At 56.8% G+C, this 15,504-nt stretch carries 8 protein-coding genes and 3 tRNA genes; 2 read left to right on the top strand and 9 right to left on the bottom strand.

Annotated elements, in window-relative coordinates:
* Nucleotides 1-83: 83 nt before the first annotated feature.
* The 8 genes from nrfA to B088_RS02340 form a co-directional block, all read right to left on the bottom strand.
* Nucleotides 84-1,589 carry an ammonia-forming cytochrome c nitrite reductase gene (gene nrfA, locus B088_RS02375; protein WP_018106806.1) on the bottom strand — a complete coding sequence of 502 codons (1,506 nt, stop codon included), beginning with the start codon at nucleotides 1,587-1,589 and terminating at the stop codon, nucleotides 84-86.
* Between the two features lie 33 nt (nucleotides 1,590-1,622).
* Entirely contained in the window at nucleotides 1,623-2,234 is a 612-nt protein-coding gene (nrfH, locus tag B088_RS02370) for a cytochrome c nitrite reductase small subunit (protein WP_018106805.1), read from the bottom strand.
* A gap of 160 nt (nucleotides 2,235-2,394) precedes the next feature.
* Nucleotides 2,395-3,816, bottom strand: a complete 1,422-nt coding sequence (locus B088_RS02365) for a TerB N-terminal domain-containing protein (RefSeq protein ID WP_025081869.1) — start codon at nucleotides 3,814-3,816, stop codon at nucleotides 2,395-2,397.
* A gap of 93 nt (nucleotides 3,817-3,909) precedes the next feature.
* Entirely contained in the window at nucleotides 3,910-4,959 is a 1,050-nt protein-coding gene (locus tag B088_RS02360; RefSeq protein WP_018106804.1) for a hypothetical protein, read from the bottom strand.
* A gap of 6 nt (nucleotides 4,960-4,965) precedes the next feature.
* Nucleotides 4,966-5,997, bottom strand: coding sequence for a YitT family protein (locus B088_RS02355; protein WP_018106803.1), 1,032 nt, complete (start codon nucleotides 5,995-5,997; stop codon nucleotides 4,966-4,968).
* Between the two features lie 587 nt (nucleotides 5,998-6,584).
* Nucleotides 6,585-9,275 (bottom strand): calcium-translocating P-type ATPase, PMCA-type, encoded by a 2,691-nt coding sequence (locus B088_RS02350; RefSeq protein WP_026170442.1) that lies wholly within the window; start codon nucleotides 9,273-9,275, stop codon nucleotides 6,585-6,587.
* A 123-nt stretch (nucleotides 9,276-9,398) separates the two neighbouring features.
* The gene (locus B088_RS02345) at nucleotides 9,399-12,506 is read right to left on the bottom strand and encodes a glycoside hydrolase family 2 (protein ID WP_018106801.1); all 3,108 of its coding nucleotides are present in this window, start codon (nucleotides 12,504-12,506) and stop codon (nucleotides 9,399-9,401) included.
* Nucleotides 12,507-12,702: 196 nt separating this feature from the next.
* A tRNA-Lys gene (locus tag B088_RS02340) sits at nucleotides 12,703-12,775 on the bottom strand.
* A 114-nt stretch (nucleotides 12,776-12,889) separates the two neighbouring features.
* Between B088_RS02340 and B088_RS02335 the strand changes: the two genes are divergently transcribed.
* Both B088_RS02335 and B088_RS02330 read left to right on the top strand, forming a co-directional pair.
* A tRNA-Gln gene (locus B088_RS02335) sits at nucleotides 12,890-12,960 on the top strand.
* A gap of 134 nt (nucleotides 12,961-13,094) precedes the next feature.
* A tRNA-Arg gene (locus tag B088_RS02330) sits at nucleotides 13,095-13,168 on the top strand.
* 142 nt (nucleotides 13,169-13,310) lie between these two features.
* Here the strand turns inward: B088_RS02330 and B088_RS02325 are convergent.
* A complete protein-coding gene (locus B088_RS02325) occupies nucleotides 13,311-15,449 on the bottom strand; it encodes a peptidylprolyl isomerase (RefSeq protein WP_026170441.1) in 2,139 nt (712 codons plus the stop codon).
* Nucleotides 15,450-15,504 lie beyond the last annotated feature (55 nt).

Here is a 15,504-nt window from a genome sequence, read left to right as displayed (position 1 = left end):
AGGGCAAGAGACGTCACCCGAGCCATCGGAGAATATCTCTTATCAGTGTAGATGATACCCATATTGTCTTGTGGCAATGGGACTCACTGATTGGAGGCGGTGTAAATATTGCCCTTAGCTTTGGCCTCTTTGATCCACTTCGGGACAATGGTTTTCTTAAACTCCTCCTTCTTCTCCCGAAGCTTATTCATATCAAGACCAATGTACTTCTGTGCCTTCTCCTTCGTGCTGATGTCAGGCATTGGTACCTCGCCGGTGAAACCATTTTGCGCCAGTACCTGAGCCAGCTTCACCCGAGCCTGAAGAGCTCTCTCCAGTCCACCGCTCAGGATACGCGTCACCTCCTGTGGGGCGTGGAATGACGCACCGTGGCTTGCCACCCCATAATCCCAGCGGAATTGGCTCTCCCGGATCAGCTTGAGCACCGGTGCCATCTGACTCTCCGTCGCTCCCTTTTCCCAGGCAAAGGCTGCCTCTATATGTGCCCTGGAGAGCTCCCTCTCGAGGCTGTTCCGTACCTCGAGTGCTTTCTCCTGTCGGTCGTAGACGTTCTTCAGTAGCTCCTCCTCGCTCTCTCGGTGGCAGGTCTGACAGGTACGGTCGATTTGAGCAAGAGGACTCATGATGTGGTGGTCGCTAAACTTTACGCCCCCCTCGCTGATGTACGGCATATGGCAGTCTGCGCAGGAGACTCCTCTCTGAGCATGGATCCCGTGCTGTGCCAGCTCGTAGTCCGGGTGCTGAGCCTTGAGGATATGCGCCTTGCTCAGTGGATGGATGTAGTCATAGTAGTCCTGCTCGTCGTAGTAAGCCTCCACATCCTCAAAGGTCATCCCCTTGTCCCAGGGGAAGGTGAGGTAGTTGCCGTCCTTCTTGAAGTAGTATTCGACGTGACACTGAGCACAGACGAGGGTGCGCATCTCTTGGTGAGACGCCTTGGTGATGTCGATCCCGCGGCGCTCCATAGCCTCTACGAGTGCCGGGCGGCTGATGTGCAGCTCCATCGTCTCCGCATCGTGGCAGTCGGCGCAGCCGATAGGATTGACTATCTCGCTCCCCCAGTCGGACCAGCGTTTCTGGTAAAACTCCTGCAGCCCCACCTGTTGCATCATCCTCGGCACATCCGGACCCTTGCAGGTCCAGCATGTAGCAGGCTGGAGATCCTCCCCATCCGGAAGTCCCGGGGTACCCGTTCGCAGAGTATTGGTGACATCCTCTATAGTGTGCATATGTCCTCGCGGGGTGGAGTAGTCGCGGCTGAAGGCGTATCCTGCCCACAGGACGACCATCTCCGGTCGCTCTGCCAGCACATCCACCGCCTTGCTCCCATTGTGTCGGCTCTCGAAGGTCGTGTCTGCGGTCTCTCTCCAGGTGTCGTATTCTCGCGGATAATTGATGCCGTAGACCTCGCTCTTTGCCTCGCCAGGCTCGATGTCGATCTTCTTATTGGCGTAGATCGATCGGATCTCTGCGCGTCGCTCTGTCACTGAGGCTGCAAGGAGTCCCAGCAAGAAGACGATCACGAGGACGGCTCCGAAGAGGAGCCAGCCTTGCCAGCTTTTTAGTCGTTTGGGTTTCTGCTCGTTCATAATGCGGATATATGAGATAGTGGGGTGGCTTTATTAGTCGAGGTTACTCTTTTTCGCTCTCTTGATCCAGTCGGGGACTGGGCTCTTGGGGAAGGGAACGATAGCATTGGGTGTATTGGAGAGGCTATTGACTCCGCCGTGAGGTACATCGCGGTGACAGTCCCAGCAGGCCATCTCCGTCCTGTCGGTGATAGACGCACCGCGGAGCATCCCAGTCTTGACAAACTCTTGATTGAGCTGCGAGTGGCAGCGAATACAATTCTCGTAGATCACCTTCTGACTCTCGGGGATTGCCTTCATACTCTGTGGCTCGCCCCTCATAGTGAAGACGTAGGAGTGCCGGAGCCCGTCTGTTGCCTTGAAGAAGTACTTCCTCACAAAGCTGTCGTGCGGGACGTGGCAGTCGTTGCAAGTGGTCTCTATGCCGTGCGAGCTGTGCATCCAAGTGGCATAGTAGGGTTCCATAACATGGCAATTGATGCATGTCGCCGGGTCGTCGCCTGCATAGCTCCAGACGCGAGACATATAGACGAGGTAGGAGCCGATCCCGGCTACGACACCGAGTAGTACAACGATCGCTACCCTGCTCTTGTGAGTAGGAAGCAAGGTGTTGATGAGGCGTCTCCAGCGGTCTCTGAGGCTCATAGTCTATGCTGTCGTGTATTGCTTTTCTTCACAAATCTACTACAAATTTATATATGAAAAACGATTTCCGGTACAATGTCCCATCAGACTATAAGTCGATGCAGTCCCTCTGTGTCGCAATGATCACAGAGGGACTGCATCGACCTAATGGGAAAGGTGTTTACTCCTCCTTATCCTCAGGCATCGCCTCGTCCTCGCTTTCCTCTGAGCGGGTGTCGGCCTTGTAGGCGTCGAAGGCGGTGTGGAAGATCAGATCCACGTCGTTGCGGAAGGGATCCAGGGAGTAGAAGTCCGGCATCACGCAGCCTCGCAGGTACTCCGGGAAGGAGTCGTTGAGGAAGCGGTGCTCGTTCTTCGTCTTCACCTCGTCGATCGGGTAGCGGTAGATCGGGAGTCCATCGTAGAGGGTCAGCTTATTCAGCGCACTCTCCACGTGCGTCCTGAGACGGTCGCGGTCGTGGTGGAGAGCGGTGCGTGCCTCCGGATAGAGCTTGTAGAAGATATTGAGCAGGTCCTCAGCCCCGAGATTGACATCACTCTCGTAGGAGATGGTCATCTGAAGGAGAGAGATACCGGTGAAGGCACCCTCATCGATCAGCTTCTGGAGCAGATCTCTGCGGCGACGGGCAAAGCAAGAGTTGATCACAGCGTACTCGGAGGCGTTGATCAGCTTGTGCTGCCAGGGGAAGGTCTCGCGGAGCTTCAGGATCTCCTCCACGGCACGGTCGAGATCGCCCAGCAGGAGGTGGCGTTCCAGACCATTGTAGTAGAGGAAGACGTAGCCCCACTTGCCGCTCTTGTCCTTGCGGGTGAGCCAGTCGAGATACTCATATCTCTGCTCCGGGGTGAGCTCGAGGTAGGAGGGGGAGTACTTCAGTCGTCCGCCGTCGCCCTCAGAGATAGGAGCCTTGGTCCAGATCGTACTCGGCTCGAGGAAGTAGGGCTGCCGCTGCTGCTCCTCAGTCCCTCCGATCTGCTTATTGCCTTCTTCGTCAAAGCTGATCTCCGGCAAATCCTCGTCATAGGAAACCCAGACGAGCGACTCCCGGATCGCCTGACGCATCGGCTCCGGCAGATCAAGGTCCTCGGGGTGATCCTGTGCCAGAGTCCTCTCAGAGGTCACCGTGTCCAGCTTACGGAAGTCGAGTGAGCGCCACTTATCTCGCTCCTCATCGTGCACCACCTCTGCTGTGCTCAGTACATACTCTGAGAGCTCGGTGGCGCGGGGTCTCTCCTCGATGCGGTTCCTCCGCTCGCCTCGACGGTCTGCGGGGCGGCGACGACGGCGACCGCTCTCCCCGGATCCGCCTCTGCGACGGTTGTCCTCGGTGGCCTCGTCATTGCGCTTGGGTCTCCGCTCATTGTCTGAGGGCTTGCGTCGTGGCTGGTTACGCCGCTCATCGGGATTGTTGTTACGGCGGCGCTGGGGGCGCTGAGGTCTCTCTCTCTCTGCCTCGCTCCTCTGTGGCTTAGGTTCGGGCTTGGCAGAGGGCTCGGGGCGTCTCTCTTCCCGGCGACGGTCATCGTCCTTGCTGTCGTTGTCGTCACTGCCGACGCCGAAGAGTCTCTTTAGGAAATTCATGCTGTTGATTCACTAAGTGGTTACTATGGTAAGTGGAGGTCGCTACCACCACACTGTGTGACAAAGATAATAAAAATGACTACACGCCACCGATTACTTGGCATGGATCCGCCAAGTGAGTCCCACGTCAAGGAGCATCTCCCTGTCCAGCACCTCCGCCTCGGGGTGTGTATTGGTGCCAAAGGCGTATCCGATATTACCGTGCAGCCTCAGACGGTTGTCTCCGTAGGGGAAGTACTCCACCCCGCAGCCCACCTGGCTGATCTCCGTTCCATCGGTCACCATGTGGTCGGCATCGAGACCGCTCTTATTGGTATCGTAACCGGCTCGGAGGATCAGCTTGAGGTAGTCGGAGGGGTAGTACTTCAGCCGAGTGGTGAGAGAGTAATCGGAGAAGAAGAATGGCTTTTGTCCAAAGGTCGCTCTATTCCCCAGGTCAATGTCCAGCTCCGTCTTGGAGCCGATGTTGAATCGATTGCCGAGGTAGAGGTAATTGATGAACTTCCCCGGCTGGTACTCGATCACATTGGCCGACCAGAGCGGGTCGTACCACCCATGGCTTCCCTCCCAGAAGAAGTTGTAGGCATACATACTTGCCGGCGTCCCGGACTTCTGTTGCCACTCGCGACGAAAAGGACTCTCACAGAGCTGCGCCCCGAGGGTGTCCTTCTCCCCAGGTAGGGTGTAGAAACCGGTCACGCCCCAGGCGTAGCAGGGGATGTGGTAGAGGAAGACCGACAGCTGGAAGCAGTCTATCGGCGCCAGCTCCGGCTCCCAGCCCGCCACGTAGATCGTCCACTTGCCCGCCAGGATCGAGAGACGGTCGGTCAGCTTGTAGGAGAGGTAGAGCCAGTCGGTGGCGTCGAAGAAGGAGTAGTCACTATTGACGCCATTGAGCCGCACCCGAGCCTTGTACTCCAGCTTTGGAGCCAGCTCACCCCACATAATGAAGTTGAAGATGTCGCCCCTAAATCCTGTCCGCCCCTCATCCAGAGTGCCGGCGACATAGTCTAGGTGGTAGCTCCCGCGCGCCTCCAGATCGATGTGGATCGGGTCCAGCCTCCGCTCCTCCGCCCTCGAGAGCAGAGTCAGGGAGAGTAGGGCGAGGAGCGCAAAGAGCGGTCGCAGTACTAACTTATGCATTGGGATTTACTCCGGCTTGATGCGGCGACTATTGGGGATGGTTACCGTGCTCTCTACCTCAGCCTCCTCCTCCAGCTGTTTGAGGTGCGGCTTCTCCCGCCAGATACCATAGACATCGCTCACCGGATCGGCGGTGACGAAGGTATTCTCCGTCGTGGTGCTGAGGTACTGCCGTAGCTTCGTGAAGTCCTTCTGATCCAGCTCGGTCTCCAGCTGATACTTCTTCTTGCCCGTGTAGCCACCATAGACCTCGTGGATCGTGACGCCACGATTGATCGTATGGAGGATGTAGTCCTTGGTCTTCGTCGGGTCATCGACGACGATCATCACGCGGATCTTCGTACTCATCTTGCTCATGAAGTAGTCGATGATCAGTCCGTTGATCCAGGTGACTAAGATGCCCATAAGCACGTTGCCGAGAGAGCTGGTGAGGAGTGCGGTAAAGCAGGAGAGTATCCCCACTATCGCCACCGATGTACCGATGGGCATGTGGGTGTACTTCGTGATGATCTTCCCCACGATGTCCAGTCCCCCGGTTGAGGCATTGACGGAGAAGAGGATCGCCTGCGCTATGCCGATGATGAGGACAAACCAGAGCGCATCCGACCAGAGATCGGAGTACATCGTCCCCGCTATTTCGGTGGCAAAGAGCGACCCCTCTATCGGTGCCACGTCGGCCAGGAAGTCGACAAATGGACCGAGGATGATCGAGGTGTAGACCGTCTTGGCGCCAAACTCCGGCCCCAGGATGATGAAGGCGACTATCAGGAGCAGGACATTGATGATCAGGATGAAGTTACCTGTCGTGATGCCCGGCATGAGTCGATTGAAGACGATCGCCACACCTGTCGCCGATCCTGTGATGATCCCACTTGGGTAAAGGAAGAAGTGAATGGCCACGGCGCACATGAATACCGCTGCCGTCATAATAAACAGCTCGGACCAAAACTTGGTCGTCTTAAGGGTGCTGACCGTTGCGTCAAGCGCACGCTGCCACTTGTCGGTCCTCTCCCCCGATGGTGGTACGGTGTTACTCATCTTTGTTGCTGAATAAAGGGTCTCTTTGGATTAGATAAGGTCTTTTCTCAAAAGATCTGCGCAAATGTACCTATTTCCTCCCGTAATGATCGCTCCGTGCCATCACCTGACAGAAGTCCTCCGGAGTGCGAATTCCCGACTGTGGTCCCGTATGAAGTGCTCTGTGTTGCATGGAGCTCCTGAACGTCGACCTTTGTCTGTATTTCTCTTCTTGCTTCGAAAATCATTCCTTCCACTGAGAAAATATGCCCGGTGTCCGGATAAAGCAACCGAGAGCAGTGAGACTCTATCTCTCTGCATCGAGATACCCTCAGACTAATATCGGTATTAGTCATCACTATAGTCGGTATTAGTTGACACTATTACCGGTATTAGAATCATCTAATACCGGTAATAGAATCGGGTGACTGCTAACCGCTGATCTTCAGTTATGTGTGCATTTTTCGTTCTCACCGACTTTTCGGGCTTCGATTTTCCTTCGGGTGACACTTGATGACCAGACGATGAACTCGACACATACGAAGCGAGGGACTGCCCGCACGTATGGTGTGCGGGCAGTCCCTCGCTTATAGATATGTGGGGAGGCTTTACTCTCCCTTGATGGTATTGATGCCGAGGAGCTTGAAGAGGTTGACAATCACGATCGGGACAAACATCAGCCCAAGGACCATCAGGAAGTGCTTCGGATCGGGCATCTCGAGGTGGAAGATGTCGTTAATGCCGGGGATGAAGACCACCGCAGCCATCATCAGCGTGGAGACGACGAGCGCCCAGAAGAGCGGCATATTCCTGAAGGGTGAGGTGCGCCAGCTCGGCAGTGTGCTGGAGTGGAGGTTGCGGATGTTGAGCATCTGAGCCATACATATGACGATGAAGGCCATCGTCTGACCCAGCTCGACCCCTCCGTCATTCTTACCGATCAGGTAGCCGGTGAGTGCCAGCAGTCCGATGATCAGTCCCTGGTAGCACATTCGCCAGATGAAGCCTCTGGTGAAGAAGCCTTTCTCGCTGTCGATCGGGGGGCGCTTCATGATCCCCTCCGCCGGGGGGTCGAGGCTGATGGCGAGAGCGGGGAGGCTGTCGGTGACGAGATTGACCCAGAGGAGATGGATCGGGAGCAGCGGGTTGCCGAGGTTGAAGACAGTGGCAATGAGGATCAGCATCACCTCACCGATATTGGAGGTGAGGAGGAACTGGACCGACTTAACGATGTTGTCGTAGATGCGACGTCCCTCGCGAACCGAATTGACGATCGTGGCGAAGTTGTCGTCTGTCAGCACCACGTCGGCGGCGTCCTTGGAGACCTCGGTGCCTGTGATGCCCATGGCGATGCCGATGTCGGCTCTCTTCAGCGCCGGAGCGTCATTGACTCCGTCGCCGGTCATGGCGACCACCTTGCCGTGCTTCTGCCACGCCTTGACGATACGCACCTTATGCTCAGGCGCCACACGGGCGTAGACGGCGCAGTGGGGGACGAGGTCGTAGAGCTCTTCGTCGCTCATCTTCTCCAGCTCAGTGCCGTTGGTCACACGATCGCCCTCCTCGAGGATCCCGATCTGCCGGGCTATGGCAGAGGCGGTCACCTGGTGGTCACCGGTGATCATCACAGGCTTGATGCCGGCTGTGCGGCACTCGGCTACGGCGGGGATCACCTCCGGTCGAGCCGGGTCGATCATCCCCACGAGACCGACGAAGGTCAGGTCTCTCTCGACCGCCTCGGAGCTCTCCTCAGCAGGGAGTGAGTCGATGTCTGCATAGGCGACGGTGAGTACTCGGAGCGCCTCCTCGGCCATGTGGACATTGGATGAGCGGATCTCCTCCGCCACCTCATCGGTCAGTGGTACACGCTCACCTGCGCGGAGGTAGTGGCTGCAGCGGGAGAGTACCTCGTCGGTTCCGCCCTTGACATTGGTTCGGAGCTCTTTCCCCTCCATGGCGTTGATGGTGGACATCATCTTTCGCTCGGAGTCGAAGGGGACCTCGGCGCGGCGTGGGTGCTTCGCCTCGAGGTCGTTTTTGCTCATCCCGTCTCGACGACTGGCGAGCTCAAGGAAGGCGATCTCCGTCGGGTCGCCGCTGTAGGGGCTCTCCGCATCGGGATCGTCGGACTGGTGTGCTTCGTTGGCGAGCGATCCCACCTCGAGGAGCAACCTAAGGCTCTCCTCAGTCGCCTCAGGCACCTTAGTCGCCTCATCCATTTCGATCAGCTCCTCACCGGGCAGCCAGGCGTGGGTGATGGTCATCTTATTCTGCGTCAGGGTGCCGGTCTTATCGGAGCAGATGATAGAGGTGCTGCCGAGGGTCTCGACGGAGGGTAGCGTCCGGACGATGGCATTGTGCTTTACGAGCCGCTGCACGCCCATGGCGAGGACGAGCGTCGCCACCACCTGTAGTCCCTCGGGGATGGCAGCCACACCGAGGGAGACAGCCATCAGGAGCATATCGAGGATGTGCTGACCGTAGAGGATACCGAGGATAAAGATCAGGACGCAGATGCCGAGGGCGAGGAATCCGAGGACCTTGCCGAGCTGATTTAGCCTCTTCTGGAGTGGCATCTCCTGCTGCTCGGTCTCGGAGAGCATCTCAGCGATGTGTCCCACCTCGGTCGCCATACCGGTCGCCACGACGATACCCTTGCCGCGACCATAGGTGACAAGACCGGTGGAGAAGGCGATATTGGTGCGGTCGCCGATCGGTAGGTCGGGGTCAGCCTGCAGCGGGTCGGCGCTCTTGTCACTCGAGACCGACTCTCCGGTGAGAGCCGCCTCCTGGATCTTGAGATTGACGCAGTCGGTCAGCCGTATGTCGGCGGGGACGATGTCGCCCACATCGAGCACTACCACGTCTCCCGGGACGATCTCCTCGGAGCTGATCTCGGTGATGTTGCCCCCACGGATCACCTTGCTATGGGGAGCACTCATGCGATTGAGCGAGTCGAGGGAGACCATCGCCTTGTGCTCCTGGATCGTGCCGATGACCGCATTGACGATCAGGATGGCGAGGATGATGAAGCTGTCGGTGAAGTTATTCGTCTTGTCGACAATGGCGATCACTGCTGTGACGATGGCTGCGAGGATCAGGACCAGGACAAGCGTGTCCTTGAATTGGCTCAGGAAGATCTTCCATATCGGGGTCCGCTTCTTCTCCCTCAGCTTATTGTGTCCGTACTTCTCCAGTCTCTGCTGTACCTCCTCCGGGGAGAGACCTTGCTCGGTCGAGGTATCGAGATCCTTCGCCACCTCGTCTGTGGTCATGCCGTAGTATATCTTCTCGCTCATAATATCCTTAGTGATGGATGAATGCTCAGCAAAGGTACCCAAACCTCTCAGCTTACACTATTTTTAGTATAAAAAAAGAGGAGCCCCCTCAGATAGGAAGGAGCTCCTCTTTGGAAACAATTGTCAGCGTCTGGCTACAGGGAAGAAACAGATCTCCTGGCTGTAGCTGCCGTATGGGAGTCGCCACCGCTCCGGTGGGATGGATCCCCAGGAGTCGACGCCTCCGAGGCCGAGATGCTCGGCGTCGATGTGGAGGAAGACCCTGTCCTTACTTGGGGTCAGTTGCTCCGAGTGGCGCTGCGCCTTCTCGGGGAAGTCCTCCAGCTGAGCAACGCTGTAGGGCAGGGCGGAGGCGTAGAAGCTTTTACCCGACACAAAGCCCAGTCCCTCGCCCTGTTCATTGATGACAGACCAGTAGCGGAGATCGCTGTGGAGACCGCTCTCCTGAGGACGGTCGTAGGAGAAGTAAGCATCGCTGACAGCGAGGTCGTACCAGCCGATGAATGCATTCGACTTACGGTCGGGGTAGGTCTCGATAGGACCTCTACCGTAGTAGTGGATCTGGCTGTAGGAGACAGGCATCTCCATCTGCAGACCGAAGCGGAAGAGCTCCGGCATATCCTTGTCGTTGCTTCGGGGATCGAGCTTCTGAGAGATGTAGACCTTTCCGTCCACATCGATCGTGTACTCCATCGTCAGGTCACACCGGACACCGGGCAGATCATACTTGGCGACCACATGACCGCGTGCATTGATCACCTCGTAGCTGAGCGAGGTGAGCTTCATCTCCGGATCTCTCCACGCCTGCCACTTCCGCTGGAGACCGGCGCCCTCATCGTTGTCGGTCGGGGCTCGATAGAAGGAGGGCTTCAGTGCCGACCCCTCTGCCATGTACTGACTGTCGCCCATGCTGTAGCCGGTAAGGAAGCCGCTTGTCTTGTCGAAGGAGACGACGCAGTCGTGATTGACTAAGAAGTAGATCGTCTGCTCTGACATTTCTTCCAGCGTCACATAGCCGTACTGACCAAGTGGCAGCATCCGCTCGGTATGCTCGGCGAGCGTGAGCTGGTTGCGTGCTACGAGGTGGTCGGCCGGGATGAGCGGCTGATCCTCCAGTGTGCGATACTCGACATTGAGGAAGACATCCTTTCCGGTGGCATCGATCGCAGGGAGCTTGATCTCCAGCCGCTCGGTCTCACCGGGCTGGACGACGGGGCAGACCATGGAGCGTGAGTGCACCTCCTGTCCGTCGACAGTGACGGCATAGCTCAGGGACAGATAGTCGAGCGGACGGAAGTCGTTGTCGTTCTTGATCAGCAGCGTCACGCGTCCGTCAGAGAGCTGTCCTTCCATGGTGGTGAGGACCGGCTGGTAGGCGTACTTTGCCTCCACCGCATTGGGCTTAGGCATGCGGGTGCAGTCGAAGAGTCCGTTATCGCAGAAGTTATTGTCGCTCGGGTCGTAGTCGTTCCAGTCGCCGCCGTAGCCTCTGACGGTGGTGCCGTCAGGCTTCTCCATATACTGCGCTTGGTCAACAAAGTCCCAGATGAAGCCACCCTGCAGAACCGGATAGGTGTGGAAGAGCTCCATGTAGTCGGTCATGCAGCCCTGGCTATTTCCCATGGCGTGAGCGTACTCCGCAAGAATGAAAGGCTTGGAAGGGTTGCCATTCGCATAGGCGAGGAGCTCACTAGGGCGGCGGTACATGTTGCCGTAGATGTCGGTATTGGGACCGTCAATAGCACGCTCGAGCATGATGGGTCGGGTGGTGTCGAGCTTCTTGATTGCCGAGCGGGCGGCAGCGAAGTTTTCTCCATCCCCAGCCTCATTGGCCATCGACCAAATGATGATCGACGGGTGAATGCCTCTCGAGGCCACCTGCCGGACGTTTCGCTCCACATGGGGAACCGCCCACTCCGGCTGCTTGGCGAGCGACTCCGCTCCGTAGCCCATACCGTGAGACTCAATGTTCGCCTCGGCACAGACATAGAGACCGTAGACGTCACAGAGCTTGTAGAAGTAGGGATCATTGGGATAGTGACAGGTGCGGATGGCATTCATATTAAATTGCTTCGCCAGCTTCACGTCCTCTAGCATTCGCTCGCGCGACACGATGCATCCGGTATTGGGGTCGGTGTCGTGGCGATTGGCACCCTTGATGAGGACCGGCTTGCCATTAACCTTGAGCAAAGTGTCCTCGATCCTGATGTTGCGGAAACCGATATCGAAGCGGGACACCTCGGAGAGCTTCCCGTCGACGAAGCTCTTGATCTCGAGCTTGTAGAGATTGGGGGTCTCGGCGGTCCAGGGAGCGACACCGGGGATAATGGCTCGGATGGTGTTGACATTGAAGCCCGGTAGCGAGCGCTCCCAGACCATCTGTCCGAGGGCATCAGTGAGGGTAAGCTCATACCGGGGTGAGCCGGTAGACTTGAGTCGGAGAGCCAGCAGCCCGTCCTTGTAGTCATTGATTAAGTCCTGCGTGATCGTAATATCGGCCAGGTGTGACTTGGGACGGGCGTAGAGGTAAACGTCACGGTGAAATCCGGTGTGGCGAAACATATCCTGATCCTCCAGGTAAGTCCCATCGCACCAGCGGAAGACGCGGAAGGCGATCGTATTCGTCTCACCCGGCTTGATGAATGGGGTGACGTCAAACTCCGCCTCCAGTCTCCCATCCTCCGTATAGCCCACGAAGTCGCCATTGACCCAGACATAGGCGCAGGAGCTGACCGCCCCGATGTAGAGCGTGATATCCTCCCCGCTCCAGTCCGCCGGTACGACGATCTCTCGACGGTAGGAGCCGACGATATTGTCCTTATAGGGTACCGGCTCCTTGGCGAGAGGTTGATTCTTGAAGTGTCCGCGCCAGGGATATCCGACATTGAGGTACATCGGATCGCAGACGCCGTTTTTCTCCCACAGTCCCGGGATAGGTATCGTGCGCCAGGCGCTGTCGTCAAAGCCAGGCTTCATAAAGTCGGTGGGGTATCCCTTGACATCTCTGGTGGCGGCAAACTTCCACTCGCCCTCGAGCGACAGGGTACGACTGGAGCGCAGCGGGTCATCCACCCTTGCCTCTTGCTCAGTGGCGTAGGGGAAGAAGCGTGCCCGCATCGGTAGGCGATTAATCTCGTTGACAGCCGGATCCTGCCACTCCATGAAGGTCTGTGCCCCCGCCCCTATAGTGAAGAGGGCACTCATGGCGAGACCTAATATCTTTGACTTCATAAGGTTGTATCTTAAGGTGGTACTCAGTAGTCTATCCCGACAGACCTTTTCCAAAGGTCCTCGGAGAGCAAATATAGCTCTATTAACTGACATTTTTGGTTAATCACATCCCACCAATTTGTATGCATAGGAATGCCGTTACATAAAAGGAGAAGGAGAGAGAACCGACACCATATCGACTCTCTCTCCTTACCGGTGGCTCGCTCGGGGTTCGAACCCGAGACCCCAACATTAAAAGTGTTGTGCTCTACCAACTGAGCTAGCGAACCGGCGGATGAAAAACACCCGTAGACCCCGCAAAGGTAGCAAAAAATTGCCCGGGTGCCAAGATTTTCACCTTGCCGCCTTGCCCCTTTTTCAGTACCTTTGCGGCAATATCAGACTGGAGTATGGTGTAATGGTAGCACTACAGGTTTTGGTTCTGTCTGTCGAGGTTCGAATCCCCGTACTCCAACTCTTTATCCAGGAGAGCACTTCGGTCAGCCTGAGGTGCTCTCTTATATTGTTGCAGTTTGCGGACCATAGGCTTAGACTTTTGAGCTAAATGTCGTACCTTTGCACGGTCAATGAGTGACGGGGTCACTCTCTGGCTGAGTAGCTCAGTTGGATAGAGCAACAGCCTTCTAAGCTGTGGGTCTTGGGTTCGAATCCCAACTCAGTCACCCCTCATAGCCACGCCGGGATCACGCTCCAGGCGTGGCTTCTGTTGTATTGAGCCGCCTGGTAATTGCTTGGGTAGAAAAAGAAGAGCGACCTCCCTTTGTAGGGGGGGCGCTCTTTCTATTTAAGGACTTGGTCTAAGGCTTAGAAGAAGTTGTATCTGTTGTCAGAGATCTTAGCCTTGGAGATGACCGTCTGGAGAGCCGTTGCGCGGATCATACCCTGCAGTGAGCGCTCGAGTGAGGTCTTGATCGTCGCTGCATCGCTCGCCTGTGCATCAGCCTCACGGGAGAGGACATTGACGAGGTAGACGCCATTGAGACCCTTTACAGGGGTCGGGGTGTTCAGCCCTGCGACAGCGGCAGCAGAGTTGATTCCCGGCTCCACACCGAGGCTCTCGAGCCTGGTGGTGCTGTACTTGACAAAGCTGAGAGAGTCGACGGAGGCACCGATCGCACCTGCGTACGCCTCGAGTGAGGAGTGGTCAGCGCTCATCATCTGGTCGTAGAGGAGATCTGCCTTCTTCTGATTGGCGAGGAGTGCAGAGATCTGATCCTTCACCACCTCGATGGGCATGAAGCCCTCGGCAAACTTCTTTCCGACGCGGGTGACGACGTACTTTTCATCGGCCTCCTTGATCGGAGAGATCGTCCCCTCCTTATTCTGCATCGTCCAGGTGACGATGTCGCGGCTGTTGCTGATGCCGGGGGCAATGGAGGGCTGAGAGGAGGAGATCAGCTGATCCTGGAGTACCTGGTAGCCGGCGTTGAGAGCCTCCTGAGTCAGATCCTTGTCCTTATTTGAAGTCAGGAAAGAGCTGAGGTTATTGTAGATCCGTGTCTGCGTCTCCGTGGAGGCGGTCACCTCCTTGGCTGCAAGGGCGACCTTAAACTTATCGACCACTGGCTTGGCCTCAGAAACGAGGATGATGTGCTCACCATACTTGGAGGTAAAGGAGAAGGGGACTCCCACCTGAGCGGAGTAGACAGCCTGAGCAAAGTCCTGACCGATGTAATTGGATGCCATCGCCTCGGTGAGCCAGCCGATCTGACCGCCCTGAGCGGAGGAGTTGCGGTCGAGGGAGTAGGTCTGGGCAGCCGTGGCAAAGGTCTCGGGCGCAGCCTTGAGAGCGGTGAGGAGACTGTCAGCGTTCACCTCGGGGGCATTTGGTGTACCGGCGGGCGGGAGTACGATGTGGCTCACGAGCAGAGACTCGGGAGCCTGCTTGCGGCTGATGATCTTAGCGACGAGGAAGTTCTTGTCCTGCGGGACGATCTCACTGACAGAGCCCACTTCCGCTGTGGTGATGAAGCTTGCGATCTCCGTAGGCATCGAGGGGGTATTGATGTCCTCGGCAGTGATGTAAGTATCAGCGTAGGGCACATCGCTGTAGTCAGAGAGCACGAGAGCGGGATCCTTACCGGCGATCAGCTCCTCGCGCGCAGACCGGATGTCCTCCTCTGCAGCCTTATAGTCTGCCTCTGAGGGATCGATGGAGGCGTAGATGACGTCCACGTGAGCCCCGGCATCGGTGCGGAAGTAGTCCTTGTGCGCATTGTAGTAGTCCTTGATCTCCGCATCAGCTACCGTGACAGCGGAGTCAGGCAGAGCGATCGTGCGACGACCGACGTAGGTGAGGTTCTGGACCGTCTTATTGTACTCGGTCTCACGAGCCACCTCGAGCTTATTCGCTACGATAGCCTTGGAGAGGAGTCCGAGATACTTCTCCTGGAGTCGGAGGTCTCTCACTTGGGTCTCCGTCTCAGCCCACATGCTCCGCATCTGGTCGATCTGCGACTGCTGCTCAGGGCTGTAATTCTCCTTCGCATTGAGCTGCTTGAGGAACGTAAGAAGCTGTGCTCTATTGAACTCTCCTGTATTGGGATCCGTAAATTGCTGACGGATGATGGGCGAGACATTCTGACCTTGGATAAGGTCAAAGGTCTCAGCAGGAGTGATGCTCAGACCGATCTTGCCCGCCTCGTCGTGGAGTACCATATTGGAGACGATGGTGCCGAAGATCTGATTATTGAGCTGTACCGTCTGGTCGGAGTTGAGGGACTGACCCTGCGCACGCATCTGCTCATTCATCGCATTGACATGCTGCTGGTAGTCCTCGATGCGGACCTTATTGCCATTGACAGAGAATGCTGTCATCTTGCTGTCTCTCCACAGGGCACTTCCCCCAGTGACCAGGTCTCCGAGGATAAAAGCGACCATGCCGAGACCTACTGCGGCGATAAGGCATCCGGCTTTGCTTCTTAGTTTCTCTAATGTTGCCATTGTTTCGGTTGTAAGCGTACAAGTACGATCTAATATCGTGCGAAGGTACCACGTT

The sequence above is a fragment of the Porphyromonas bennonis DSM 23058 = JCM 16335 genome (assembly GCF_000375645.1).
Classification (GTDB): Bacteria; Bacteroidota; Bacteroidia; order Bacteroidales; family Porphyromonadaceae; genus Porphyromonas_A; species Porphyromonas_A bennonis.
This window is presented reverse-complemented; position numbering and strand designations above follow the sequence as displayed.

Excerpts from the sequence above, each read along its gene's own strand:
- B088_RS02325 (WP_026170441.1), bottom strand. The coding sequence starts at position 15,449 with ATGGCAACATTAGAGAAACTAAGAAGCAAAGCCGGATGCCTTATCGCC.
- B088_RS02345 (WP_018106801.1), bottom strand. The coding sequence starts at position 12,506 with ATGAAGTCAAAGATATTAGGTCTCGCCATGAGTGCCCTCTTCACTATA.
- nrfH (WP_018106805.1), bottom strand. The coding sequence starts at position 2,234 with ATGAGCCTCAGAGACCGCTGGAGACGCCTCATCAACACCTTGCTTCCT.
- B088_RS02360 (WP_018106804.1), bottom strand. The coding sequence starts at position 4,959 with ATGCATAAGTTAGTACTGCGACCGCTCTTTGCGCTCCTCGCCCTACTC.
- B088_RS02350 (WP_026170442.1), bottom strand. The coding sequence starts at position 9,275 with ATGAGCGAGAAGATATACTACGGCATGACCACAGACGAGGTGGCGAAG.
- B088_RS02355 (WP_018106803.1), bottom strand. The coding sequence starts at position 5,997 with ATGAGTAACACCGTACCACCATCGGGGGAGAGGACCGACAAGTGGCAG.
- B088_RS02365 (WP_025081869.1), bottom strand. The coding sequence starts at position 3,816 with ATGAATTTCCTAAAGAGACTCTTCGGCGTCGGCAGTGACGACAACGAC.
- nrfA (WP_018106806.1), bottom strand. The coding sequence starts at position 1,589 with ATGAACGAGCAGAAACCCAAACGACTAAAAAGCTGGCAAGGCTGGCTC.